This is a genomic window from Micromonospora sp. DT178, assembly GCF_049841695.1.
Lineage (GTDB): Bacteria > Actinomycetota > Actinomycetes > Mycobacteriales > Micromonosporaceae > Micromonospora.
Genome location: NZ_JBNCKV010000002.1, coordinates 338,956 through 362,355, shown reverse-complemented (window position 1 = coordinate 362,355; position 23,400 = coordinate 338,956). Strand labels below are relative to the sequence as shown.

Genomic DNA, 23,400 nt, shown 5'->3' with positions numbered 1-23,400 from the left:
CTGTCAGCCCTCCTGCTGCGTTTCTGCCGCGGCGGCGACGGCGGCGGGATCCACCGCGTCCCCACTCGGCGTCTCGGCCTGCTGCGCGATGGTCGTCGCGGCGGCGGCCCGGCCGGCCTCGGTACCGCCGGCGGTCGTGCCGGACGAGCCGGACCGGCCACGGCGCGGCCGCTCGGGGCGGTCGCCACGGTCACGGCGCGGACGCGACGGCGCCTCGGCCGGAGTCTCCCGACCCGGCACCGCGTCGCCCTTGTAGATCCAGACCTTCACGCCGATCCGGCCGAAGCTCGTACGGGCCTCGAAGAAGCCGTACTCGATGTTGGCCCGCAGCGTGTGCAGCGGGACCCGGCCCTCGCGGTAGAACTCGGTCCGGCTCATCTCGGCGCCGCCGAGACGACCCGAGACCTGGACCCGGATGCCCTTGCAGACCGGGTTCTTCATCGCGGACTGCATGGCCTTGCGCATCGCCCGACGGAAGCTGACCCGGCTGGAGAGCTGCTCGGCCACACCCTGTGCGACGAGCTGCGCGTCCGACTCGGGGTTCTTCACCTCGATGATGTTCAGCTGGACCTGCTTGCCGGTCAGCTTCTCGAGCTCGCCGCGGATCCGGTCGGCCTCCGCACCCTTACGGCCGATGACGATGCCCGGCCGGGCGGTGTGGATGTCGACGCGGACCCGGTCCCGGGTGCGCTCGATGTCGACCTTGGAGATGCCGGCGCGCTCGAGGCCCTTGGACATCATGCGGCGGATCTTGACGTCCTCGCCGATGTAGTCCTTGTAGAGCTTGTCCGCGAACCAGCGGGACTTCCAGTCGGTCGAGATGCCGAGCCGGAACCCGTGCGGGTGAACCTTCTGACCCATTACTCGGCGCCCTCCGTCTTGCTCTGCGTCTCGGCCGTCTCGGCCGGCTCCGCCTGCTTCGCCGGGGCCGCCTTCTTCGCGGCCGCCTTCTTCGGCGCGGCCGGCGCCACCGCCTCGACCGCGACGGTGATGTGGCAGGTGCGCTTGCGGATCCGGTACGCCCGGCCCTGCGCCCGCGGCTGGAACCGCTTCATGGTCGGGCCCTCGTCCACGAACGCCTCGCTGACGAGCAGCGCGTCGGGGTCCAGCCGCTCGTTGTTCTCCGCGTTGGCGATCGCGCTAGCGAGCACCTTGTACACCTGCTCGCTCGCAGCCTGCGGCGCGAACTGCAGCACCGTGAGCGCCTCCTTCGCGGGCAGGCCGCGGACGAGGTTGACCACCCGGCGCGCCTTCATCGGCGAGATGCGCACGTGCCGCGCAACCGCCCGCGCGCCCGGAAGCACCGGAGCGTCGCCCTTTCCTGGCATCGCTGTAACCCCTTGTTCCTCTATCCGTATGCCCGCGGCGTCAGCGCCGACGGCTCTTCCGGTCGTCCTTCTCGTGACCCTTGAACGTGCGGGTCAGCGCGAACTCGCCGAGCTTGTGCCCGACCATCGCCTCAGTCACGAACACGGGGACGTGCTTGCGTCCGTCGTGCACGGCGATCGTGTGGCCCAGCATCTCGGGGATGATCGTCGAGCGCCGCGACCAGGTCTTGATGACGTTCTTCGAGCCCTTGTCGTTCTGCGTCTCCACCTTCTTGAGCAGGTGGTCGTCGATGAACGGGCCCTTCTTCAGGCTGCGAGGCATGTCTTATCTCCCTCAGCCGCGCTTACGCGTGGCGTAGCGGCGGCGGACGATCAGCCGGTCACTCGGCTGGCCCTTACGACGGGTGCGGCCCTCGGGCTTACCCTGCGGGTTGACCGGGTGGCGACCACCGGAGGTCTTACCCTCACCACCACCGTGCGGGTGGTCGACCGGGTTCATGGCGACACCACGGACGGTCGGGCGCTTGCCCTTCCAGCGCATGCGGCCGGCCTTGCCCCAGTTGATGTTCGACTGGTCGGCGTTGCCGATCTCGCCGATGCTGGCGCGGCAGCGGACGTCGACCCGCCGGATCTCGCCGGACGGCATGCGCAGGGTCGCGTACGCGCCCTCACGGCCGAGCAGCTGGATGCCGACGCCGGCCGAGCGGGCCAGCTTGGCGCCGCCGCCCGGACGCAGCTCCACGTTGTGGATCGTGGTACCGACCGGGATGTTGCGCAGCGGCAGGTTGTTGCCCGGCTTGATGTCGGCGCCCGGACCCGACTCGACGCGGTCGCCCTGCTTCATGTCCTTCGGCGCGAGGATGTAGCGCTTCTCGCCGTCGGCGTAGTGCAGCAGCGCGATGCGCGCGGTGCGGTTCGGGTCGTACTCGATGTGGGCGACCTTCGCCGGCACGCCGTCCTTGTCGACCCGCTTGAAGTCGATCAGACGGTACTGGCGCTTGTGACCGCCACCGTGGTGCCGCGCGGTGATCCGGCCGTGGGCGTTACGCCCGCCCTTCTTCGGCAGCGGAGCCAGCAGCGACTTCTCGGGCGTCGACCGGGTGATCTCAGCGAAGTCGGCGACGCTGGAGCCACGCCGGCCCGGCGTCGTCGGCTTGTACTTACGGATAGCCATTGTCTACACCCCTCAGCTGACCGGGCCGCCGAAGGCCTCGATACGGTCACCGTCAGCCAGCTTCACGATCGCCCGCTTGGTGGCCTTACGCTGCCCGAAACCGGTCTTGGTCCGCTTGCGCTTGCCCTGGCGGTTGAGCGTGTTGACCGTCAGGACGCGGACGTCGAAGATCTGCTGGATCGCGATCTTGATCTCGGTCTTGTTCGCGTCCGGGTGCACCAGGAAGGTGTACCAGTTGCGGTTCAGCTCGCTGTAGCTCTTCTCCGAGACGACCGGCGCCACGATGATGTCGCGCGGGTCGGCGATCGTGCTCACTTGCCACCCTCCTCGGTGGTCTCGGCGGGAACACCCAGGAACTCGTCCAGGGCGTCCTTGGTGAAGACCACGTCGTCGGCCACCAGCACGTCATACGTGTTGAGCTGGCCGGCCTCGATCAGGTGCACCCGCGGCTCGTTGCGCAGCGACACCCAGTTCAGCTCGTCGGTGCTGCTCAGCACGACCAGGACCCGACGGGCCTCGGTCAGCTTCGTCAGCGTGGCCAGGGCGGCCTTGGTCGACGGCTTCTCGCCCGAGACGAACGCCTCGACGACGTGCACCTGCCCGGCGCGGGCCCGGTCGGAGAGGGCGCCACGCAGGGCGGCGGCCTTCATCTTCTTCGGGGTCCGCTGGCTGTAGTCGCGCGGCACGGGGCCGTGCACGACGCCACCGCCGGCGAACTGCGGCGCGCGGATCGAGCCCTGCCGGGCGCGACCGGTGCCCTTCTGCTTGTACGGCTTCTTGCCGCCACCGGCGACCTCGCCGCGGGTCTTGACCTTGTGCGTGCCCTGCCGGGCCGCCGCGAGCTGAGCCACCACGACCTGGTGCATCAGCGCGACGTTGGCCTGGACGTCGAAGATGTCGGCGGGCAGCTCGACGGAGCCGCTCTTGGAGCCTTCGACGGTGAGGACGTCAACGGTGGTCACTTGGCCGCACCGCCCTTCTTCGCCTTGGTCTTGGCCGCGGTACGGACCAGGACCAGCGCGCCCTTGGGGCCGGGAATGGCGCCACGGACGAGCAGGAGGTTGTTCTCGGTGTCGACCGCCTGGACGGTCAGGTTCTGCACGGTGTAGCGCACGCCACCCATGCGGCCGGCCATCCGGGTGCCCTTGAAGACACGACCCGGGGTGGCGCAGGCGCCGATGGAGCCCGGCGAGCGGTGCTTGCGCTCGACACCGTGGCTGGCGCGCAGACCGTGGAAGCCGTGCCGCTTCATCGGGCCGGCGTAGCCCTTGCCCTTGGTCTTGCCGGTCACGTCGATGGAGACGCCGGCCGGGAACTCCTCGACCGTGATCTCCTGGCCGAGCGAGTAGTCCGCCGCGTCGGCGGTGCGCAGCTCGACGATGTGCCGGCGCGGCGCGACGTCGGCCTTCGCGTAGTGCCCGCTGATCGGCTTCTTGACCTTGCGCGGGTCGATCGTGCCGTACGCGAGCTGGACCGCGGAGTAACCGTCCTTCTCGGCGCTACGAACCTGGCTGATGACGCACGGGCCGGCCTCGACCACGGTCACCGGGACAACACGGTTGTTGTCCCAGACCTGGGTCATGCCGAGCTTGGCGCCCAGGATCCCCTTGACTTGCCTGTCCATTTGTCCGGTCCCTACAGCTTGATCTCGATGTCGACGCCAGCCGGCAGGTCGAGGCGCATGAGCGAGTCGACCGTCTTCGGGGTCGGGTCGATGATGTCGATCAGCCGCTTGTGCGTGCGCATCTCGAAGTGCTCGCGCGAGTCCTTGTACTTGTGCGGCGAGCGGATAACGCAGAAACGGTTGATCTCCGTGGGCAGCGGCACCGGGCCCGCGACCTGCGCCCCGGTACGCGTCACCGTCTCGACGATCTTCCGAGCCGAGGAGTCGACGACCTCGTGGTCATAGGCCTTGAGCCGGATGCGGATCTTCTGTCCCGCCATGGTGGCTTCTGTTCCTTCTCTCGATGCCGCTGTGTTGCGGGCGCCTGTACCGGCTGGCACAGGCCCACTTCGCCGACCCCCGCGGTCGGGCGTGTCGCGCCCTCGGGCCAGGCTCCGCCCCGGGACTCCGGAGCGACTCTGACCGCGCGGTGGGTCAAGGCGTCGATCGCGCTACCGCGACCTGAACGCCGTGCGAGGGTGGTTGGCGGACTGGCCGCCAACCACCCTACGCTCGACTGCTCTGCCACCCGGAGGTTCAGCGAAAGCCGAACACAGGCAGCGAACTGTCGTTACGCAACCTGACTAGTATGCCGCACGACCGGCGGCGGGTCTAATCGGGGTTACCTAGCTCACTTGAGGATCTTGGTGACGAACCCGGCGCCGACGGTGCGGCCACCCTCGCGGATCGCGAACTTGAGGTTCTCCTCCATGGCGATGGGCTGGATCAGCTTCACCGTCATGGTGGTGTTGTCACCCGGCATGACCATCTCGGTGCCCTCGGGGAGGGTGACGACACCGGTGACGTCCGTGGTCCGGAAGTAGAACTGCGGACGGTAGTTCTGGAAGAACGGGGTGTGCCGGCCGCCCTCCTCCTTGGAGAGGATGTAGACCGTCGCCTCGAACTCCGTGTGCGGGGTCGTGGTGCCCGGCTTGATGACGACCATGCCGCGCTCGACGTCCTCGCGCTTGATGCCACGCAGCAGCAGACCGACGTTCTCGCCCGCGCGGGCCTCGTCGAGCAGCTTGCGGAACATCTCGATGCCGGTGCAGGTGGTCTTCATCGACTTCTCGCGGATGCCGACGATCTCCACCTCCTCGTTCGGCTTGAGCACGCCACGCTCGGCGCGGCCGGTGACGACCGTGCCACGACCGGTGATCGTGAAGACGTCCTCGATCGGCATGAGGAACGGCTTCTCGGTCTCGCGCTCCGGCTGCGGGATCGCGGTGTCGACCGCGGTCATCAGGTCCAGCAGCTTGCCGGTCCACTCGGGGTCACCCTCGAGGGCCTTCAGCGCGGAGACCCGGACGACCGGCAGGTCGTCACCCGGGTAGTCCTGGTTCGACAGCAGCTCACGGACCTCGAGCTCGACGAGCTCCAGGAGCTCCTCGTCGTCGACCATGTCGCTCTTGTTGAGCGCCACGACGATGTACGGCACGCCGACCTGACGGGCCAGCAGCACGTGCTCGCGGGTCTGCGGCATCGGGCCGTCGGTCGCCGCTACCACCAGGATCGCGCCGTCCATCTGCGCGGCACCGGTGATCATGTTCTTGATGTAGTCGGCGTGACCGGGGCAGTCGACGTGCGCGTAGTGCCGCGCCTCGGTCTGGTACTCGACGTGCGCGATGGAGATCGTGATGCCGCGGGCCTTCTCCTCCGGCGCCTTGTCGATCTCGTCGAACGGCGTGTACGGGTTCAGGTCCGGGTACTGGTCGTGCAGGACCTTGGTGATGGCCGCCGTCAGCGTCGTCTTACCGTGGTCGATGTGACCAATGGTGCCGATGTTGACGTGCGGCTTAGTCCGCTCGAACTTCGCCTTCGCCACTGGGTCCTCCTGTGGACATTCTTGGTTCGTTCGCCCCGGCGCGCCGGTCGGCGCTTAGGACTCTGTCGACAGCCTTTCCGGCCTGACGGCCGGAGAGCTTTGGTGGGTTCTGCGGCGATGAAGCCTACAGGCCCGGTCTCACGCATCCCGACCGAGGTGGCCGCGGGCGGGGAGCACCCTCCCGCGACCGCCCCGGATCATCGATCACGTCAGGTGAGGGTCACTCACCCGTCGCCTTGGCGATGATCTCCTTCGCGACCGAGGACGGAACCTCGGCGTAGGAGTCGAACTGCATGCTGTAGCTAGCCCGGCCCTGGGTCTTCGACCGCAGGTCGCCGACGTAGCCGAACATCTCCGACAACGGCACCAGAGCCTTGACGACGCGGGCGCCGCTGCGCTCCTCCATCGCCTGGATGATGCCGCGGCGGGAGTTGAGGTCGCCGATGACGTCACCCATGTTCTCCTCAGGAGTGGTGACCTCAACGGCCATCATCGGCTCGAGGAGCGCGGGGTCGGCCTTGCGGGCCGCCTCCTTCATCGCCATCGAGCCGGCGATCTTGAATGCCATTTCCGACGAGTCGACCTCGTGGTACTGGCCGTCCACCAGGGTGAGCTTGACGCCCACCAGGGGGAAGCCGGCGAGGATGCCGTACTGCATGGCGTCCTGCGCGCCCGCGTCCACCGACGGGATGAACTCCCGGGGGATGCGGCCACCGGTCACCGCGTTGGCGAACTCGTAGGTCGGGGCGTCGTTGCCCAGCGGCAGCGGCTCCAGGCTGATGATCACCCGGGCGTACTGGCCGGAACCACCGGTCTGCTTCTTGTGGGTGTACTCGACCTTCTCCACCTTGCGGCGGATGGTCTCGCGGTACGCCACCTGCGGCTTGCCGATGTTGGCCTCGACGTTGAACTCGCGGCGCATCCGGTCGACCAGGATGTCCAGGTGCAGCTCGCCCATGCCGGAGATGACCGTCTGACCGGTCTGGTCGTCCAGCTTGACGCGGAAGGTCGGGTCCTCCTCGGCCAGCCGCTGGATGGCGGTGCTGAGCTTCTCCTGGTCGGCCTTGGTCTTCGGCTCGATGGCGACCTCGATGACCGGCTCCGGGAAGGTCATCGACTCCAGGATGACCGGGTTCGCCGGGTCGCACAGCGTGTCACCGGTGGTGGTCTGCTTCAGACCCTGCACCGCGATGATGTCGCCAGCCTGGGCCGAGCCGCGCTCTTCCCGCTTGTTGGCGTGCATCTGGTAGATCTTGCCGATCCGCTCCTTGCGGTCCTTGGTGGAGTTGACCACCTGGGAACCGGACTCGAGCGTGCCGGAGTAGATCCGGACGTAGGTGAGCTTGCCGAGGTGCTTGTCCGTCTGGATCTTGAAGGCGAGGCCCGAGAACGGCTCCGACTTGGACGGCTTGCGCTGCAGCGGCGTCTCGCCGTCGGTGGCCGTGCCCTCGATCGCCGGGATGTCCAGCGGCGACGGCAGGTACGCGACGACCGCGTCGAGCATCGGCTGGATGCCCTTGTTCTTGAAGGCGGTGCCGGTGAGGACCGGGTTGGCCTTGCCGTCGATGGTGGCCCGGCGGATGGCGGCCTTGATCTCCTCGACGGAGATCTCCTCGCCCTCCAGGTACTTCTCCATCACCGCGTCGTCGACGTCGGCCAGGGTCTCCATCAGCTTCTCGCGCCACTCGGCGGCGGAGTCGGCGAGGTCGGCCGGGATCTCCTCGATCGCGTAGTCCTCACCCTTCTGCGTCTCGCCGCGCCAGGTGAGGGCCCGCATCTCGACCAGGTCGACCACGCCGATGAAGTCGGACTCGGCGCCGATCGGGATCTGGAGGACCAGCGGGGTGGCGTTGAGCCGGTCGATCATCATCTGCACGCAGCGGAAGAAGTCGGCACCGGTCCGGTCGAGCTTGTTGACGAAGCACATCCGGGGGACGTTGTACTTGTCCGCCTGCCGCCAGACGTTCTCCGTCTGCGGCTCCACGCCGGCGACACCGTCGTAGACCGCTACCGCGCCGTCCAGCACCCGCAGCGACCGCTCGACCTCGACCGTGAAGTCGACGTGGCCGGGCGTGTCGATGATCTGGATCGTGTGGCCCTTCCACTCACACTTGGTAGCAGCGGAGGTGATGGTGATACCACGCTCCTGCTCCTGCTCCATCCAGTCCATGACGGCACCGCCCTCGTGGACCTCACCGATCTTGTACGTGATGCCGGTGTAGAACAGGATCCGCTCGGTGGTGGTGGTCTTACCGGCATCGATGTGGGCCATGATGCCGATGTTGCGTACGTTGGCGAGCGCGTCTGCGGCGGCCACTTCAATCCCTACTTATCGTCGTCTCGACACAACTGGTGGCGGTTCCGGCGCCACGAGGGCGCCGGAACCAGGGTGTTACCAGCGGTAGTGCGCGAAGGCCTTGTTGGACTCGGCCATCTTGTGCGTGTCCTCGCGCCGCTTGACGGCGGCACCGAGGCCGTTGCTCGCGTCCAGCAGCTCGTTCATCAGCCGCTCGATCATGGTCTTCTCGCGACGGGCGCGGGAGTAGGTGACCAGCCAGCGCAGGCCCAGGGTGGTCGCCCGGGCGGGGCGGACCTCGACCGGGACCTGGTAGGTGGCGCCACCGACGCGGCGGCTGCGCACCTCGAGGGTCGGCTTGACGTTGTCCATCGCCCGCTTGAGGGTGACGACCGGGTCGGTGCCGGACTTCTCGCGGCAGCCCTCGAGGGCGGCGTAGACGATGCGCTCGGCGAGCTGACGCTTACCGCGCAGGAGGATCTTGTTCACCAACTGGGTGACCAGCGGCGAGTTGTACACCGGGTCAGCGACCAGCGGCTTCCGCGGAGCGGGTCCCTTACGCGGCATGTCAGCTCTTCTCCTTCTTCGCGCCGTAACGGCTGCGCGCCTGCTTGCGGTTGCGGACACCCTGGGTGTCCAGCGAACCGCGGACGATCTTGTAACGCACGCCGGGGAGGTCCTTCACCCGGCCGCCGCGGACGAGCACGATCGAGTGCTCCTGCAGGTTGTGACCGACGCCCGGGATGTAGGCGGTCACCTCGATCTGGCTGCTGAGCTTGACACGAGCGACCTTGCGCAGCGCCGAGTTCGGCTTCTTCGGGGTGGTGGTGTACACGCGGGTGCACACGCCGCGCCGCTGAGGGGAACCCTTCAGCGCCGGGGTCTTGGTCTTACTCGTCTTAGCCTGGCGGCCCTTTCGGACCAGCTGCTGGATCGTGGGCACCGGGTTTCTCCGCTCCCTTCGGCCGCCTGGTGGCGGCCGCACCGTCTGCCGTAGCCGACCTGATGGTCGACTCTCCTACATTCCGACCAGGGCCACCTCGCGGTGGTCCCGGCACCCGCGGTCGGGCGTGTCGCCCAGCTCACGGCCCCGCCGCCGACGCTTGCGCGTGCCGACGGGGTCTTGCAACCGGCGCACGGCAGGCCGCGCGCCGGATCTTTGGCTTTGTCGTGCTCCCACGCGATCTCCGGCTCACCGGATCCAGCGCACGCACGAGTTGCCCGGGCTTGCCCGGGCACAAGGGGAAAGAGTACCTACCACAACCGCACAGGTCAAAACGGAGCGGCCGGCGGAGCGTCCACCGCCTGCCGATCGAACCCGTCGCGCCTACCCGCCCGTGGTGGGCACCTACGAATCCAAGTGTACCGGCTTCCCCGCGGACCGGCCCGTCGACCCCGTCACGGCCGCCGTCACGCCCCACGGCCGGACGCGGGCGTCACCCGAGCGTCAGCAGCAACGCCAACCCCAGGCCCAGCAGGCTGAGCAGCAGCCCCGCCCCGCCACAGCTGACCCCGGCCACCGCCAGGCCCCGCCCGGTGAACCGGACCGCCGGCGGGGCGGTCGGGCGGCGGATCTGCCGCATCCCCAGCAGGCCGGCCACGACGGCGCCCGCGCCGGCCAGCACGCCCAGGACGGTGAAGGCGCCGGCCGCCCAGGCGCCGCCCACGCCGCCGACCGCGCCGATACAGATCACCAGCATCGCGACCAGCGTCGAGACGATCCCGGCCACCAGCGAACCCACGGCCAGGCCGGAGGTGACCGGCGGCACGTCGAGGTGCACCACGCCGAAGGGCGTGCCCGCCACCGGGTCGACCCGCTTCGGCGGCCGGGCGGCCTCGCGCGGTGGCGGGGGCGGGGCGAGCGGGCCCGGACCCCAGCCCGGAGCCGGCGACGGGCCCGCTCCCGCCGGCGAGGTCCCCCACGGGGACACCGACGACCGACCCGGGTCCCCACCGGCAGGCGAGGTACCCCAGGGCGACGCCGACGACGGGCCCGGGTCCCCTCCCCCGGACGGGGCGTTCCAGGGCGACGCCGGCGGCGGGTACCCCGGCGCGACGGACCCAGCGCCCGCGTCGGGTCGCCCCCACTGCGTCCCGCCGGGCGGGGCGTCGGGATTCGCGGCGGGGGGCGCCACGGGATCGCCGCCCGGGTAGCGCGCCGGTTCCGTCACGGGTCCTCCTGTCGACGTCTCGGCGTCCACCGCCGCGCGACGGACACCGGGCCAGGCTACCGCCGCCGGCCCCACGGCCCGCGCCCGGCGCGGGACCCGTTCCCCCCGGGCGGCCGGTCAGTCCATGTTCGGTGCGAAGTCCTGCCCGTAGGGCGTGTCGGCGAGCCGGACCACCCCGAGCACCACCGCGGCCACGACGCTGACGGCGACGAGCACCAGGCCCGTCCAGGCCAGCCGCTCCCCCCGCCGCAGCCAGGCCGCGCCGGTCAGGAAACCCCCCGAGGCGTACGCCTCCCGGCGCGCCTGGCGGGCGAGCTGGAGCGCCACCGTGGCCGGCACCACGCCGCCGATGAACAGGCCGGTCAGCGCGCCGATCAGGCCCAGCGCGAAGACCGCTCGCGCCTTGGTGGCCCGGGCCGGGTCCGGGTCGAGCGGATGGCGGGGCAGCCCCGGCTGGGCGACGGGCGCCTGCCCGGGTGCGGTCGTCATGCCCCCCATCATGCCCCGGCCCGCCGCGCCGCGGCGCCCGCACGGGCCACCCCGGTCCCGGGACACGGCGAGGCCCCCGGCGTGTGCCGGGGGCCTCGTCGATCGTGCTGCTTAGCGGTACGACCCGAAGTCGAAGTCGTCCAGCGGAACCGCCTGGCCGCTGGCCGGCCCGAAGCCGTAGTCGGTCTCCGGGTAGCCGGTCATCGAGTAGACCTTGGCCTTCGCCTCCTCGGTCGGCTCGACCCGGACGTTGCGGTACTTGCTGATGCCCGTACCGGCCGGGATGAGCTTACCGATGATCACGTTCTCCTTGAGGCCGACGAGCGAGTCGCTGCGCGAGTTGATCGCCGCGTCGGTCAGCACCCGGGTGGTCTCCTGGAAGGAGGCCGCCGAGAGCCAGGAGTCGGTGGCCAGCGAGGCCTTGGTGATACCCATCAGCACCGGACGGCCGGCGGCGGGCTCGCCGCCCTCGGAGACGAGTCGGCGGTTCTCCGACTCGAACAGCGCCCGGTCGACCAGCACGCCCGGCAGGAACTCGGTCGAGCCGGAGTCGATGACCGTCACCCGCTTGAGCATCTGGCGGATGATGATCTCGATGTGCTTGTCGTGGATGAGCACACCCTGCGAGCGGTAGACCTCCTGGACCTCACTGGTCAGGTGGACCTGGACCGCCCGCGGACCCATGATCCGCAGCAGCTCGTGCGGGTCGATGGTGCCCTCGGTCAGCTTCTCGCCGACCGCGACGTGACCGCCGTCGTGGGTCCGCAGCCGGACCCGCTTGGAGATCTTGTCGTAGACGATCTCGTCGCTGCCGTCGTCCGGCACCACGATGATCTTGCGCGAGCGCTCGCCGTCCTCGATCCGGATCCGACCCGGGGTGTCGGCGATGGGCGCCTTGCCCTTCGGGACCCGGGCCTCGAAGATCTCCTGCACACGGGGCAGACCCTGGGTGATGTCCTCACCCGCGACACCACCGGTGTGGAAGGTACGCATCGTCAGCTGCGTACCCGGCTCACCGATCGACTGGGCGGCGATGATGCCGACCGCCTCGCCGACGTCCACGGTCTTGCCGGTCGGCAGCGAGCGGCCGTAGCACGCACCGCAGACGCCCAGCTTCGACTCGCAGGTGAGCACGCTGCGCACCCGAACCGTCTCCACCCCGGCGGCGACGATCTTGTCGACCAGGATCGAGTTGATGTCCTGACCCCGCTCGGCGACGACGACGCCGTCCGGCCCCTTGATGTCGTCGGCCAGCGTCCGCGCGTGCACGCTGGTCTCGGCGTGCTCGTGCACGACCAGCTTGCCGTCGAGCCGCTCGCCGATCTGCATCGGGATGGCGCGGTCGGTGCCGCAGTCCTCCTCGCGGATGATGACGTCCTGCGAGACGTCCACCAGACGACGGGTCAGGTAACCCGAGTCGGCGGTACGCAGGGCGGTGTCCGCGAGACCCTTACGGGCACCGTGCGTGGAGATGAAGTACTCCAGCACGGACAGACCCTCCCGGTAGCTGGCCTTGATCGGCCGCGGGATGATCTCGCCCTTCGGGTTGGCCACCAGACCACGGATCGCCGCGATCTGCCGGAGCTGGAGGAGGTTACCGCGGGCACCCGAGTTGATCATCTTCCACAGCGGGTTCTCCTGCGGCAGGGCGGTGTCCATCTCCTTGGCGACCTCGTTGGTCGCCTTGGTCCAGATCTGGATGAGCTCGCCGCGACGCTCCTCCGGGGTCATCAGACCGCGCTGGTACTGCTTGTCGATCTGGTCGGCTTCCTTCTCGTACCGCTCCAGGATCTCCCGCTTGCGCGGCGGGGCGATGACGTCCTCCATGCCGATCGTCACGCCGGACCAGGTGGCCCAGTGGAAGCCGGCCTCCTTGAGCCCGTCCAGGGTGGCGGCCAGCGCCACCTTGGGGAAGCGCTCGGCGAGGTCGTTGACGATCGCGGAGAGCTGACCCTTGCGGATCTCGTAGTTCACGAAGCGGTAGCCCTGCGGCAGCGTCTCGTTGAACAGCACCCGGCCGAGGGTCGTCTCCACGGTCAGCGGCTCGCCCTCGACCCAGCCCTCCGGGGCGGTCCACGCCTCGGCGCCGGCACCGTTGTCGACCCCGACCACGCCACGCAGGCGGATCTTCACCGGGGCCTGGAGGTGCAGCTCGCCGTTGTCGTACGCCATCCGCGCCTCGGCGTCCGAGCTGAACGCCCGGCCCTCGCCCTTCTCGCCCGCCGTGAGGTGGGTGAGGTGGTAGAGGCCGATGACCATGTCCTGGGTGGGCATGGTGACGGGCTTGCCGTCGGCCGGCTTGAGGATGTTGTTCGACGACAGCATCAGGATCCGCGCCTCGGCCTGGGCCTCGGCCGACAGCGGCACGTGCACCGCCATCTGGTCACCGTCGAAGTCGGCGTTGAACGCGGTGCAGACCAGCGGGTGGATCTGGATGGCCTTGCCCTCGACGAGCTGCGGCTCGAAGGCCTGGATGCCCAGGCGGTGCAGGGTCGGCGCCCGGTTCAGCAGGACCGGGTGCTCGCCGATGACCTCTTCCAGCACGTCCCACACGACCGGCCGCTGCCGCTCGACCATCCGCTTGGCGGACTTGATGTTCTGCGCGTGGTTGAGGTCGACCAGCCGCTTCATCACGAACGGCTTGAACAGCTCCAGCGCCATCTGCTTGGGCAGGCCGCACTGGTGCAGCTTGAGCTTCGGGCCGACGACGATGACCGAACGGCCGGAGTAGTCGACGCGCTTGCCCAGCAGGTTCTGCCGGAACCGGCCCTGCTTGCCCTTGAGCATGTCGGAGAGCGACTTCAGCGGGCGGTTGCCCGGCCCGGTGACCGGCCGGCCGCGGCGGCCGTTGTCGAACAGCGCGTCGACGGCCTCCTGGAGCATCCGCTTCTCGTTGTTGACGATGATCTCGGGCGCGCCGAGGTCGATCAGCCGCTTGAGGCGGTTGTTCCGGTTGATCACGCGGCGGTACAGGTCGTTCAGGTCGGAGGTCGCGAAGCGGCCACCGTCGAGCTGCACCATCGGGCGCAGGTCCGGCGGGATGACCGGCACGCAGTCGAGCACCATGCCGAGCGGCGAGTTGCGGGTGTTCAGGAACGCCGCGACGACCTTGAGCCGCTTGAGCGCCCGGATCTTCCGCTGCCCCTTGCCGGAGCGGATCGTCTCGCGCAGGTTCTCGGCCTCGGCGTCGAGGTCCATGTTCTGGACCAGCGCCTTGATGGCCTCGGCGCCCATGCCGCCGGTGAAGTACTCGCCGAACCGGTCCCGCAGCTCGCGGTAGAGCAGTTCGTCGGTGACGAGCTGCTTCGGCTCCAGCTTGCGGAAGGTGTCCAGCACCTCGTCCAGGCGGTCGATCTCGCGCTGGGCCCGGTCGCGGATCTGGCGCATCTCGCGCTCTCCGCCCTCCTTGACCTTGCGCCGGACGTCCGCCTTGGCACCCTCGGCCTCCAGCTCGGCCAGGTCGGCCTCGAGCTTGGTGGCCCGCTTCTCGATCTCCGAGTCGCGGCTGTTCTCGGCCTGCCGCTTCTCGGCCAGGATCTCGTTCTCGATCGTCGAGAGGTCACGGTGACGCGACTCGGCGTCCACGCTCGTCACGACGTACGAGGCGAAGTAGATGATCTTTTCGAGGTCCTTGGGGGCGAGGTCCAGCAGGTAGCCCAGCCGGCTCGGCACGCCCTTGAAGTACCAGATGTGGGTCACCGGCGCGGCGAGCTCGATGTGCCCCATCCGCTCACGGCGGACCTTCGACCGGGTCACCTCGACGCCGCAGCGCTCGCAGATGATGCCCTTGAACCGGACCCGCTTGTACTTACCGCAGTAGCACTCCCAGTCCCGCTGCGGACCGAAGATCTTCTCGCAGAAGAGCCCGTCCTTTTCCGGCTTCAGGGTGCGGTAGTTGATCGTCTCAGGCTTCTTGACCTCACCGTGCGACCACTGACGGATGTCGTCGGCGGTGGCGAGGCCGATGCGCAGCTCGTCGAAGAAGTTGACGTCGAGCACTATGTCCCCTATGTCGTCGTCTGTACTGCTAGCTAGTGGGTGAGGTCGGGAGCCGGCGGCGAGCCGGCTCCCGACCACTCACCTCAGACCTCTTCGACCGAGCTCGGCTCGCGCCGGGACAGGTCGATGCCCAGCTCCTCCGCGGCGCGGAACACCTCGTCGTCGGTCTCACGCATCTCCAGGGCCACGCCGTCGCTGGACAGCACCTCGACGTTGAGGCACAGCGACTGCAGCTCCTTGAGCAGCACCTTGAACGACTCCGGGATGCCCGGCTCCGGGATGTTCTCGCCCTTGACGATGGCCTCGTAGACCTTGACCCGGCCGAGGACGTCGTCGGACTTGATGGTCAACAGCTCCTGCAGGGCGTACGCGGCGCCGTACGCCTGCATCGCCCAGCACTCCATCTCGCCGAAGCGCTGGCCACCGAACTGCGCCTTACCACCCAGCGGCTGCTGCGTGATCATCGAGTACGGACCGGTCGACCGGGCGTGGATCTTGTCGTCGACCAGGTGGTTGAGCTTCAGGATGTAGATGTAGCCGACCGCGATCGGGTCCGGCAGCGGCTCGCCGGAGCGGCCATCGAACAGCTGCGCCTTGCCGCTGGAACCGATCAGCTGCTTGCCGTCCCGGTTGGGCAGGGTCGACGACAGCAGGCCGGAGATCTCCTCCTCGCGGGCACCGTCGAAGACCGGCGTGGCCACGTTGGTGTCCGGCTCCGACTCGTGCGCCTCGATGGAGCGCAGCTGGCGCTTCCACTCGGCGTCGTCGCCGTCGACGCTCCACCCCGTCTTCGCCACCCAGCCGAGGTGCGTCTCCAGCACCTGGCCGATGTTCATCCGGGACGGCACACCCAGCGGGTTGAGCACGATGTCGACCGGCGTGCCGTCCTCCAGGAACGGCATGTCCTCGATCGGCAGGATCTTGGAGATGACGCCCTTGTTGCCGTGCCGGCCGGCGAGCTTGTCACCGTCCTGGATCTTCCGCTTCTGGGCGACGTAGACCCGGACCAGCTCGTTGACGCCCGGCGGCAACTCGTCGCCGTCCTCGCGGGAGAAGGTACGCACACCGATGACCGTGCCGGTCTCGCCGTGCGGCACCTTCAGCGAGGTGTCGCGGACCTCGCGCGCCTTCTCACCGAAGATCGCGCGGAGCAGCCGCTCCTCCGGGGTCAGCTCGGTCTCACCCTTGGGCGTGACCTTGCCGACCAGGATGTCGCCGGGGACGACCTCGGCGCCGATCCGGATGATGCCGCGCTCGTCGAGGTCGGCGAGCATCTCCTCGCTGACGTTCGGGATGTCGCGGGTGATCTCCTCCGGGCCGAGCTTGGTGTCCCGGGCGTCGACCTCGTGCTCCTCGATGTGGATCGAGGTGAGCACGTCCTGCTGCACGAGGCGCTGCGACAGGATGATCGCGTCCTCGTAGTTGTGGCCCTCCCAGCACATGAACGCCACCAGCAGGTTGCGCCCGAGCGCCATCTCGCCCTCGTCGGTGCACGGACCGTCGGCGATGACCTGGCCGGCCTCGACGCGGTCGCCCTCGAAGACGACCGGCTTCTGGTTGACGCAGGAGCCGGCGTTGGAGCGGCGGAACTTGTGCAGCAGGTACGTGCGGCGGTGGCCGTCGTCCTGGTGGATGGTGATGTAGTCGGCGCAGAGGTCCTCGATGACGCCGCCGACCTCGGCGACGACCACGTCACCGGCGTCGACCGCGGCGCGGTACTCCATGCCGGTGCCGACGAGCGGGGACTCGGCCTTGACCAGCGGCACCGCCTGGCGCTGCATGTTCGCGCCCATCAGTGCCCGGTTGGCGTCGTCGTGCTCGAGGAACGGGATCATCGCGGTCGCGACCGAGGTCATCTGCCGCGGCGACACGTCCATGTAGTCGACGGCGCTCGGCACCACGTCCTCGGTCTCGCCGCCCTTACGGCGGCACAGGACCCGGTCCTCGGCGAACGTGCCGTCGGCCTTCAGCGGCGCGTTGGCCTGCGCCTTGACGAACCGGTCCTCCTCGTCCGCGGTCAGGTAGTCGATCTGGTCGGTGACCCGACCGTCGACGACCTTCCGGTACGGCGTCTCGATGAAGCCGAACGGGTTGACCCGGGCGAAGGTGGACAGCGCGCCGATCAGGCCGATGTTCGGGCCTTCCGGCGTCTCGATCGGGCACATCCGGCCGTAGTGGGACGGGTGCACGTCGCGGACCTCGAAGCCGGCCCGCTCCCGGGACAGACCACCCGGGCCGAGCGCGCTCAGCCGACGCCGGTGGGTCAGGCCCGCCAGCGGGTTGGTCTGGTCCATGAACTGGGACAGCTGCGAGGTGCCGAAGAACTCCTTGATCGCCGCCACCACCGGGCGGATGTTGATCAGGGTCTGCGGCGTGATCGCCTCGACGTCCTGGGTGGTCATCCGCTCGCGGACGACGCGCTCCATCCGGGACAGACCGACCCGGACCTGGTTCTGGATCAGCTCACCCACGGTACGCAGGCGCCGGTTGCCGAAGTGGTCGATGTCGTCGGCCTCGTAGCCGTCCTCACCGGCGTGCAGCCGGCAGAGGTACTCCACGGTGGCGACGATGTCGTCCTCGGTCAGGGTGCCGGTCGTGATCGGCACCTCCAGCTCGAGCTTCTTGTTGAACTTGTAACGACCGACCTTGGCGACGTCGTACCGCTTCGGGTTGAAGAAGAGGTTGTCGAGCAGGGTCTGGGCGTTCTCGCGGGTCGGCGGCTCGCCAGGGCGGAGCTTCCGGTAGATGTCGAGCAACGCCTCGTCCGCGCCGGCGATGTGGTCCTTCTCGAGCGTGGTCATCATCAGCTCGGACCAGCCGAAGCGCTCGCGGATGCGCTCGGCGGACCAACCGACGGCCTTGAGCAGGACGGTGACGGCCTGCCGGCGCTTACGGTCGATGCGGACGCCGACCGTGTCGCGCTTGTCGATGTCGAACTCCAGCCAGGCGCCCCGGCTGGGAATGACCTTGACGCTGGTGAGGTCGCGGTCGGAGGTCTTGTCCGGCTGCTTGTCGAAGTAGACGCCCGGGGACCGGACGAGCTGACTGACGACGACGCGCTCGGTGCCGTTGATGATGAAGGTGCCCTTCGGCGTCATCATCGGGAAGTCACCCATGAACACCGTCTGGCTCTTGATCTCGCCGGTGGTGTTGTTGGTGAACTCCGCGGTCACGAACAGCGGGGCGCAGTAGGTCAGGTCCTTCTCCTTGCACTCCTCGATCGAGGCCTTGACCTCGTCGAAGCGCGGAGCCGAGAAGGAGAGCGACATGGTGCCGGAGAAGTCCTCAATGGGACTGATCTCGTCGAGGATCTCCGCGAGACCCGAGCGTGCGTGCGGGTCGTCCGCCGACCGGCCCTGCCAAGCCTCGTTGCCGACGAGCCAGTCGAAGGACTCGTTCTGGATGGCGAGGAGGTTGGGGACCTCGAGGTGTTCGGTGATCCTGCCGAATGAAACTCGGCGGGGAGCGAATGCGCTCGACGTACGACTGGTCTTCGCAGGGCGGGAAGCTGCCAAGATGCGTCCTTCCGAGGACCGGTGCTGCAGAACGGCTGGTACGCGTGCACTCCAATGACCCCACCAGAAATATCCGTAAACGGACATTTCCGAGCAGGGGTCAAGTCGGAAGGCAGCGCAAACTAGCAGTGTAGCCGAGAGGCTAACCGCTGTCCAGCCCAACCCGCAGGTCGTCGCGGAACGCGCCTCGGGACCCCTGGACCAGGGTCTCACCGGGCCGCTCGGAACGCGACGTTCCTGCCGGGCCGCTCAGGTGCCGCGGCCGATGGTGTCGCCGCTGCCATTACCCAAGTGGTGGCCGTTGCAAGCGCGGAAGGTCTTGCTGTGTCAGCGTGCCTGTCAGCCCGGGGCCGCGTCAAGGCCCGGCATCCGGGTCGCCGCTTCTTTCCCACCGACGGGCTACCCACGGGCCCCGGTCGCCGACCGTTGCGGGGTGTGGACGCCCTGCTCACCGCGCTGTCGCCGGATGCACCAAGACGGCGGGCGGCGATCCAGTGTCGGATCACCGCCCGCCGTGACGCGGTGTGCCCCGGCTCACCGAGCCGGACACGCGCCTGGTGGTACGTCAGGTCACTTGAGGGTGACCTTGGCGCCCTCGCCCTCGAGCTTGGCCTTGGCCTTGTCGGCGGTCTCCTTGTTGGCCTTCTCCAGGACGGCCTTCGGAGCGGCCTCGACCAGGTCCTTGGCCTCCTTGAGGCCCAGGCCGGTCAGCTCACGCACGACCTTGATGACCTGGATCTTCTTGCCGCCGTCAGCCTCGAGGATGACGTCGAACTCGTCCTTCTCCGGCTCGGCCTCGGCCGCAGCGGCACCGGCACCCGGGCCGGCAACCATCATCGCGGCCGGAGCGGCGGCGGTGACCTCGAAGGTCTCCTCGAACTGCTTCACGAACTCGGAGAGCTCGATCAGCGTCATCTCCTTGAACGCGTCGAGCAGCTCGTCGGTGCTGAGCTTCGCCATGTCTGGCGTCCTTTCCTGAATCTGTTAGGTAAGAACTGGGTGCGCCGCGGGGCCTCAGGCCGCCTCGGCGCCCTCCTTCTCGCGCTTGTCCTGCAGGGCGGCCGCCAGACGGGCGGTCTTCGACAGCGGGGCCTGGAACAGGGCCGCGGCCTTGCTCAGGTTGCCCTTCATCGCGCCGGCCAGCTTGGCCAGCAGCACCTCACGGGACTCCAGGTCGGCGAGCTTCGTGACCTCGGCCGCGGTAATGGCCCTGCCCTCGAAGACACCGCCCTTGATGACGAGCTTCGGGTTGGCCTTCGCGAAGTCGCGAAGCCCCTTCGCCGCCTCGACGACGTCGCCCGAAACGAAAGTCAGCGCGGTAGGACCGGAGAACATCTCGTCGAGGCCGGAGATGCCAGCGTCGGTCGCGGCACGCTTCGCGAGCGTGTTCTTCGCAACCGTGTAGCTGGTCTCCTTGCCGAGCGAGCGCCGCAGCTGGGTGAGCTGGGAAACCGTCAGACCGCGGTACTCGGTCAGCACCGTGGCGCCCGCGTTGCGGAAGCTCTCGGTCAGCTCAGCGACGGCCGTGGCCTTGTCGGCCCGGATCGGCTTGTCCGCCATGTCCCTCCTCTCTCGTTACTCGAGGCCGGTCACCGTCGTCGGCCGGAGCTTTCGACGGGGGCGCAGGTGCCACGACAACGAGAAAGGCCCCGGCGCAGGGCGCACGGGGCGAGGGCCGGCACACGGACACGGTCGGCGGACCATGCTCAGCACCGATTTTCGCTTACCGCCCTGCGCGGGTCGCCCGTAGTCGCGGGACCTTCGACCGTGCCGGGGCACGGTGACCAGCGGTCTCTGGGTGGAACTTCGCGGCCAAGGTTACGCGAGGAGCCCCGCGACCACCAAATCGCCCCCCCGGTGGGCCGGATCACTCCCCCGCACCCCGGGGAGCCGCAGCCCTGGCCGCACCGGCGGTCACGGCACACCGCCGGTCTCGCCGCACCGGGCGCCGGAGCCCCCCGGGCCGTCGGTGCACCCGGCCGTCTGTGCGCCCCGGCGGTCGCGGCACTGCCCGGCAGTCGCGGCACTGCCCGGCGGTCGCGGCGGTGCCTGGCGGTCGACGCCGGAGGCGGGCGCGGGGTTCAGGGCCGGTAGCGCCGCCGCCACAGGTACGCCGCAGCCGCCGCCGCGCTCCAGGCCGCGGCCCAGGCGGTGAGCAGGCCCACCGTCGACGCGGCCAGGCCGTCGGCGGCGGCCCGCGCGGTCGCCATCACCGGCGGCGCCAGCCACGGCGCCACCGAGCCGCTCAGGCCGAGGACGACCGCGCCGACCCCGCCGAGCGCGAGCACCGCGACGCCGTAGCCGGCGCTGCCCGTGCAGGCGCGGCTGGCCAGCGCCCCGAGCGCCACCGCCGCGGGTACGGCCAGCAGGTGCGCCCACAGCCCGACGGCGATCCCCACCGGCACCGACCGGTCGCCCGGCTCCACCGGGCCGGCGACCCCGCCGACCAGCCACGGGAAGACCAGCGCGACGGCCACCGTGCCGAGCCCGGCCACGCCGGCCGCCAGCAGCCCGGCCAGTCGCTCCCGGCGCACCCCGACGAGCGCCTGCGCCAGCCGGCGCTGCACGTCCGGCTCGACGTCCAGCAGCACCTTTGTCTGCCAGGCGAGCACCGGGAAGAGCACCACCGCCGAGACGCCGTACGCCTCCCCCGGCTGGGCCCGGCCGCCGCCGTAGAGGACGCCGAGGGCCACCAGGCCGGCCAGCAGCGGGGCCAGCGCCCGTCCCGTACGCAGGAAGCCCGCCAGCCGCAGCCGGAGCAGTGCGGTCACCGCGGCCCCCCGGTGGTCCCGCCCGTGGCCTCTGGCGCCCGGGCGACGGGCGGCGCACCCGGGTCCACGGTCTCCCCCGGCGGCCCCTCGGCGCCGTCCGGGACGACCGCCCCGGGCTTGGCGGGCCGGCGTACGCGAAGGATCCGGTGCCCCTCGGCGCGCAGCCGGGCGACGGTGCCGTCGACCCGCGCCGCGGGGACCGCGACCTCGACCACCGCCAGCGCCGCGTCCGCCGACGGGGCGGCCTCGGTGACCGTGCCGTCCGCCACCGTCCAGCGGCGGGCACCGGGCAACCGGGCGATCTCGCCCCGGTGGTCGCTGACCAGCACCGACCCGCCCGCCGCCACCACCTCGTCGATCACCTCGGGCACGAGGTCCCGGGTCGCGGCGTCGAGGCCCTCCCACGGCTCGTCGAGCACCAGCAGGCCGGGCGGACGCAGCATCGCCTGGGCCAGGCCGACCTTCTGCGCCGTGCCCTTGGACAGCTCCGGCAGACGGACCCGGCGGAACCCGGACAGGCCCAGCCGGGACGTCCAGTGCTCCACCGCGTGGCTGGCGGCCGCCGGGTCGAGGCCGGCGGCACGTCCCATGGCGGTCAGGTAGTGCTCGACGGTGAAGGGCTGGTCGGCCGGGAAGCGCTCCGGGACCCACCCGACGTGCCGGGGTCGACCGGTGACCCGCCCCCGGCTCGGCCGCAGCACCCCGGCCGCCACCTGGAGCAGGGTCGACTTGCCCACGCCGTTGCGGCCGAGGACGACCACGACCTCACCGGGGCCGACCCGCACCGCGGCTTCCCGCAGCACCCACGGGCCCCGCCGCCGGTAGCGCAGCCAGACGTTCTCCAGGCGCACCGGCCGAGCATGCCACAACCGACACGGAACGGGGCGCCGCCACGATGTGGCGACGCCCCGTCACGGGTACGGATGCTCAGCCCTCGGCCGAGGCCTCCTGCAGGTTCTTCACCACGTTGGGGTCGACCGGGACGCCCGGGCCCATGGTGGTGGTCAGGGTGACCTTCTTGAGGTACTTGCCCTTCGCGGCGGACGGCTTGGCCCGCAGGACCTCGTCGAGGACCGCCGCGTAGTTGTCGATCAGCTGGGTCTCGGAGAACGAGGCCTTGCCGATGATCAGGTGCAGGTTGGAGTGCTTGTCCACCCGGAAGGTGATCTTACCGCCCTTGATGTCCGAGACGGCCTTGGTGACGTCCATGGTCACCGTGCCGGTCTTCGGGTTCGGCATGAGACCGCGCGGGCCCAGGATCCGCGCGATCCGGCCGATCTTGGCCATCTGGTCCGGCGTGGCGATCGCCGCGTCGAAGTCGAGCCAACCGCCCTGGATCCGGGCGACCAGCTCGTCGGTGCCCACCTCGTCCGCACCGGCGGCGGCGGCCTCCTCGGCCTTCGCGCCGGCCGCGAAGACGATCACGCGGGCGGTCTTACCGGTGCCGTGCGGCAGGTTGACCACGCCACGGACCATCTGGTCCGCCTTGCGGGGGTCGACGCCGAGGCGCATGGCGACCTCGACCGTGGCGTCGAACTTGGCGGTGGTGGTGTCCTTGGCCAGCTTCACGGCCTCGGCGGGGGTGTAGAGCTTCGACCGGTCGATGACCTCGGCGGCCTTGCGGTAGCTCTTGCTGCGCTGCATTTTCTGGTACTCCTGTGGTCTATGGCGGGCCGCGACTTCCCGCGCGCCCTCCCACGAACTGGATCTGGCGGTGACCGAGGTCAGTCGTTGACGACGATGCCCATCGACCGGGCGGTGCCAGCGATGATCTTCGCAGCCTGGTCGATGTCGTTGGCGTTGAGGTCGACCATCTTCTTCTCGGCGATCTCACGCACCTGGGCCTGCGACACGGAGCCGACCTTGTCCTTCTGCGGGACGCCCGAGCCCTTCTCCACACCGGCGGCCTTGAGCAGCAGCCGGGCGGCGGGCGGGGTCTTCAGGACGAAGGTGAAGCTGCGGTCCTCGTAGACGCTGATCTCGGCGGGGACGATGTCGCCCCGCTGGGTCTCGGTCTGCGCGTTGTAGGACTTGCAGAACTCCATGATGTTCACGCCGTGCTGGCCGAGCGCGGGGCCGACCGGCGGCGCCGGCGTGGCCTGGCCCGCCTTCAGCTGAAGCGTGAAAGTCTTGACGAGCTTCTTCTTCGGAGGCATGTCTCTTCCTGGG

The 23,400-nt window shown here is 69.6% G+C and carries 22 protein-coding genes; all 22 read right to left on the bottom strand.

Annotated features, from left to right (window positions below; all coding sequences use genetic code 11):
* Positions 1–3: 3 nt before the first annotated feature.
* Entirely contained in the window at positions 4–861 is an 858-nt protein-coding gene (gene rpsC / locus ACLQ22_RS05470) for a 30S ribosomal protein S3 (protein WP_088998355.1), read from the bottom strand.
* A complete protein-coding gene (gene rplV / locus ACLQ22_RS05465; protein WP_091627711.1) occupies positions 861–1,328 on the bottom strand; it encodes a 50S ribosomal protein L22 in 468 nt (155 codons plus the stop codon). Before rplV ends, rpsC begins: the two co-directional genes overlap by 1 nt.
* Before the next feature lie 40 nt (positions 1,329–1,368).
* Positions 1,369–1,650: a 30S ribosomal protein S19 gene (rpsS, locus tag ACLQ22_RS05460; RefSeq protein ID WP_088647003.1), complete on the bottom strand. Its 282-nt coding sequence runs from the start codon at positions 1,648–1,650 to the stop codon at positions 1,369–1,371.
* Between the two features lie 12 nt (positions 1,651–1,662).
* Positions 1,663–2,502 (bottom strand): 50S ribosomal protein L2, encoded by an 840-nt coding sequence (gene rplB, locus ACLQ22_RS05455; protein WP_425691310.1) that lies wholly within the window; start codon positions 2,500–2,502, stop codon positions 1,663–1,665.
* A gap of 12 nt (positions 2,503–2,514) precedes the next feature.
* A complete protein-coding gene (gene rplW / locus ACLQ22_RS05450; RefSeq protein WP_088998352.1) occupies positions 2,515–2,817 on the bottom strand; it encodes a 50S ribosomal protein L23 in 303 nt (100 codons plus the stop codon).
* Positions 2,814–3,464 carry a 50S ribosomal protein L4 gene (rplD, locus tag ACLQ22_RS05445; RefSeq protein WP_151453328.1) on the bottom strand — a complete coding sequence of 217 codons (651 nt, stop codon included), beginning with the start codon at positions 3,462–3,464 and terminating at the stop codon, positions 2,814–2,816. The genes rplW and rplD overlap by 4 nt, the downstream gene beginning before the upstream one ends.
* Positions 3,461–4,126, bottom strand: a complete 666-nt coding sequence (gene rplC / locus ACLQ22_RS05440) for a 50S ribosomal protein L3 (protein WP_121399890.1) — start codon at positions 4,124–4,126, stop codon at positions 3,461–3,463. The genes rplD and rplC overlap by 4 nt, the downstream gene beginning before the upstream one ends.
* A gap of 11 nt (positions 4,127–4,137) precedes the next feature.
* Entirely contained in the window at positions 4,138–4,446 is a 309-nt protein-coding gene (gene rpsJ, locus ACLQ22_RS05435; protein WP_007073037.1) for a 30S ribosomal protein S10, read from the bottom strand.
* A gap of 350 nt (positions 4,447–4,796) precedes the next feature.
* Complete coding sequence (gene tuf, locus ACLQ22_RS05430; RefSeq protein WP_425691309.1) at positions 4,797–5,990, bottom strand: elongation factor Tu; 1,194 nt, start codon at positions 5,988–5,990, stop codon at positions 4,797–4,799.
* Between the two features lie 220 nt (positions 5,991–6,210).
* Positions 6,211–8,307, bottom strand: a complete 2,097-nt coding sequence (gene fusA / locus ACLQ22_RS05425; RefSeq protein ID WP_121399891.1) for an elongation factor G — start codon at positions 8,305–8,307, stop codon at positions 6,211–6,213.
* A 75-nt stretch (positions 8,308–8,382) separates the two neighbouring features.
* The gene (gene rpsG / locus ACLQ22_RS05420; RefSeq protein WP_077938296.1) at positions 8,383–8,853 is read right to left on the bottom strand and encodes a 30S ribosomal protein S7; all 471 of its coding nucleotides are present in this window, start codon (positions 8,851–8,853) and stop codon (positions 8,383–8,385) included.
* 1 nt (position 8,854) lies between these two features.
* A complete protein-coding gene (rpsL, locus tag ACLQ22_RS05415; RefSeq protein ID WP_014440718.1) occupies positions 8,855–9,229 on the bottom strand; it encodes a 30S ribosomal protein S12 in 375 nt (124 codons plus the stop codon).
* A 493-nt stretch (positions 9,230–9,722) separates the two neighbouring features.
* On the bottom strand, positions 9,723–10,091 hold the full coding sequence (locus tag ACLQ22_RS05410) for a hypothetical protein (protein WP_425691308.1): 369 nt from the start codon (positions 10,089–10,091) through the stop codon (positions 9,723–9,725).
* Positions 10,092–10,574: 483 nt separating this feature from the next.
* Positions 10,575–10,946 carry a hypothetical protein gene (locus ACLQ22_RS05405; protein WP_121399892.1) on the bottom strand — a complete coding sequence of 124 codons (372 nt, stop codon included), beginning with the start codon at positions 10,944–10,946 and terminating at the stop codon, positions 10,575–10,577.
* Between the two features lie 111 nt (positions 10,947–11,057).
* Positions 11,058–14,945, bottom strand: a complete 3,888-nt coding sequence (locus tag ACLQ22_RS05400) for a DNA-directed RNA polymerase subunit beta' (RefSeq protein ID WP_358091973.1) — start codon at positions 14,943–14,945, stop codon at positions 11,058–11,060.
* Positions 14,946–15,028: 83 nt separating this feature from the next.
* The gene (locus ACLQ22_RS05395; RefSeq protein ID WP_121399894.1) at positions 15,029–18,460 is read right to left on the bottom strand and encodes a DNA-directed RNA polymerase subunit beta; all 3,432 of its coding nucleotides are present in this window, start codon (positions 18,458–18,460) and stop codon (positions 15,029–15,031) included.
* A gap of 570 nt (positions 18,461–19,030) precedes the next feature.
* Positions 19,031–19,420, bottom strand: coding sequence for a 50S ribosomal protein L7/L12 (gene rplL / locus ACLQ22_RS05390; RefSeq protein WP_101412803.1), 390 nt, complete (start codon positions 19,418–19,420; stop codon positions 19,031–19,033).
* 54 nt (positions 19,421–19,474) lie between these two features.
* On the bottom strand, positions 19,475–20,020 hold the full coding sequence (gene rplJ / locus ACLQ22_RS05385; RefSeq protein ID WP_416610475.1) for a 50S ribosomal protein L10: 546 nt from the start codon (positions 20,018–20,020) through the stop codon (positions 19,475–19,477).
* A 521-nt stretch (positions 20,021–20,541) separates the two neighbouring features.
* Positions 20,542–21,231, bottom strand: a complete 690-nt coding sequence (locus ACLQ22_RS05380) for a hypothetical protein (RefSeq protein WP_425691307.1) — start codon at positions 21,229–21,231, stop codon at positions 20,542–20,544.
* Positions 21,228–22,082, bottom strand: a complete 855-nt coding sequence (locus ACLQ22_RS05375; RefSeq protein WP_425691306.1) for an ATP-binding cassette domain-containing protein — start codon at positions 22,080–22,082, stop codon at positions 21,228–21,230. The genes ACLQ22_RS05380 and ACLQ22_RS05375 overlap by 4 nt, the downstream gene beginning before the upstream one ends.
* A gap of 76 nt (positions 22,083–22,158) precedes the next feature.
* Positions 22,159–22,875: a 50S ribosomal protein L1 gene (gene rplA / locus ACLQ22_RS05370; protein ID WP_121399897.1), complete on the bottom strand. Its 717-nt coding sequence runs from the start codon at positions 22,873–22,875 to the stop codon at positions 22,159–22,161.
* 80 nt (positions 22,876–22,955) lie between these two features.
* Positions 22,956–23,387: a 50S ribosomal protein L11 gene (gene rplK, locus ACLQ22_RS05365; RefSeq protein WP_210832554.1), complete on the bottom strand. Its 432-nt coding sequence runs from the start codon at positions 23,385–23,387 to the stop codon at positions 22,956–22,958.
* Between the last annotated feature and the right edge of the window lie 13 nt (positions 23,388–23,400).

What these genes read in the sequence shown, in the direction of transcription:
- rpsC (WP_088998355.1), bottom strand. Translation starts at nt 861, where the DNA reads ATGGGTCAGAAGGTTCACCCGCACGGGTTCCGGCTCGGCATCTCGACC.
- rplV (WP_091627711.1), bottom strand. Translation starts at nt 1,328, where the DNA reads ATGCCAGGAAAGGGCGACGCTCCGGTGCTTCCGGGCGCGCGGGCGGTT.
- rpsS (WP_088647003.1), bottom strand. Translation starts at nt 1,650, where the DNA reads ATGCCTCGCAGCCTGAAGAAGGGCCCGTTCATCGACGACCACCTGCTC.
- rplB (WP_425691310.1), bottom strand. Translation starts at nt 2,502, where the DNA reads ATGGCTATCCGTAAGTACAAGCCGACGACGCCGGGCCGGCGTGGCTCC.
- rplC (WP_121399890.1), bottom strand. Translation starts at nt 4,126, where the DNA reads ATGGACAGGCAAGTCAAGGGGATCCTGGGCGCCAAGCTCGGCATGACC.
- rpsJ (WP_007073037.1), bottom strand. Translation starts at nt 4,446, where the DNA reads ATGGCGGGACAGAAGATCCGCATCCGGCTCAAGGCCTATGACCACGAG.
- rpsG (WP_077938296.1), bottom strand. Translation starts at nt 8,853, where the DNA reads ATGCCGCGTAAGGGACCCGCTCCGCGGAAGCCGCTGGTCGCTGACCCG.
- ACLQ22_RS05405 (WP_121399892.1), bottom strand. Translation starts at nt 10,946, where the DNA reads ATGACGACCGCACCCGGGCAGGCGCCCGTCGCCCAGCCGGGGCTGCCC.
- rplL (WP_101412803.1), bottom strand. Translation starts at nt 19,420, where the DNA reads ATGGCGAAGCTCAGCACCGACGAGCTGCTCGACGCGTTCAAGGAGATG.
- rplJ (WP_416610475.1), bottom strand. Translation starts at nt 20,020, where the DNA reads ATGGCGGACAAGCCGATCCGGGCCGACAAGGCCACGGCCGTCGCTGAG.
- rplA (WP_121399897.1), bottom strand. Translation starts at nt 22,875, where the DNA reads ATGCAGCGCAGCAAGAGCTACCGCAAGGCCGCCGAGGTCATCGACCGG.
- rplK (WP_210832554.1), bottom strand. Translation starts at nt 23,387, where the DNA reads ATGCCTCCGAAGAAGAAGCTCGTCAAGACTTTCACGCTTCAGCTGAAG.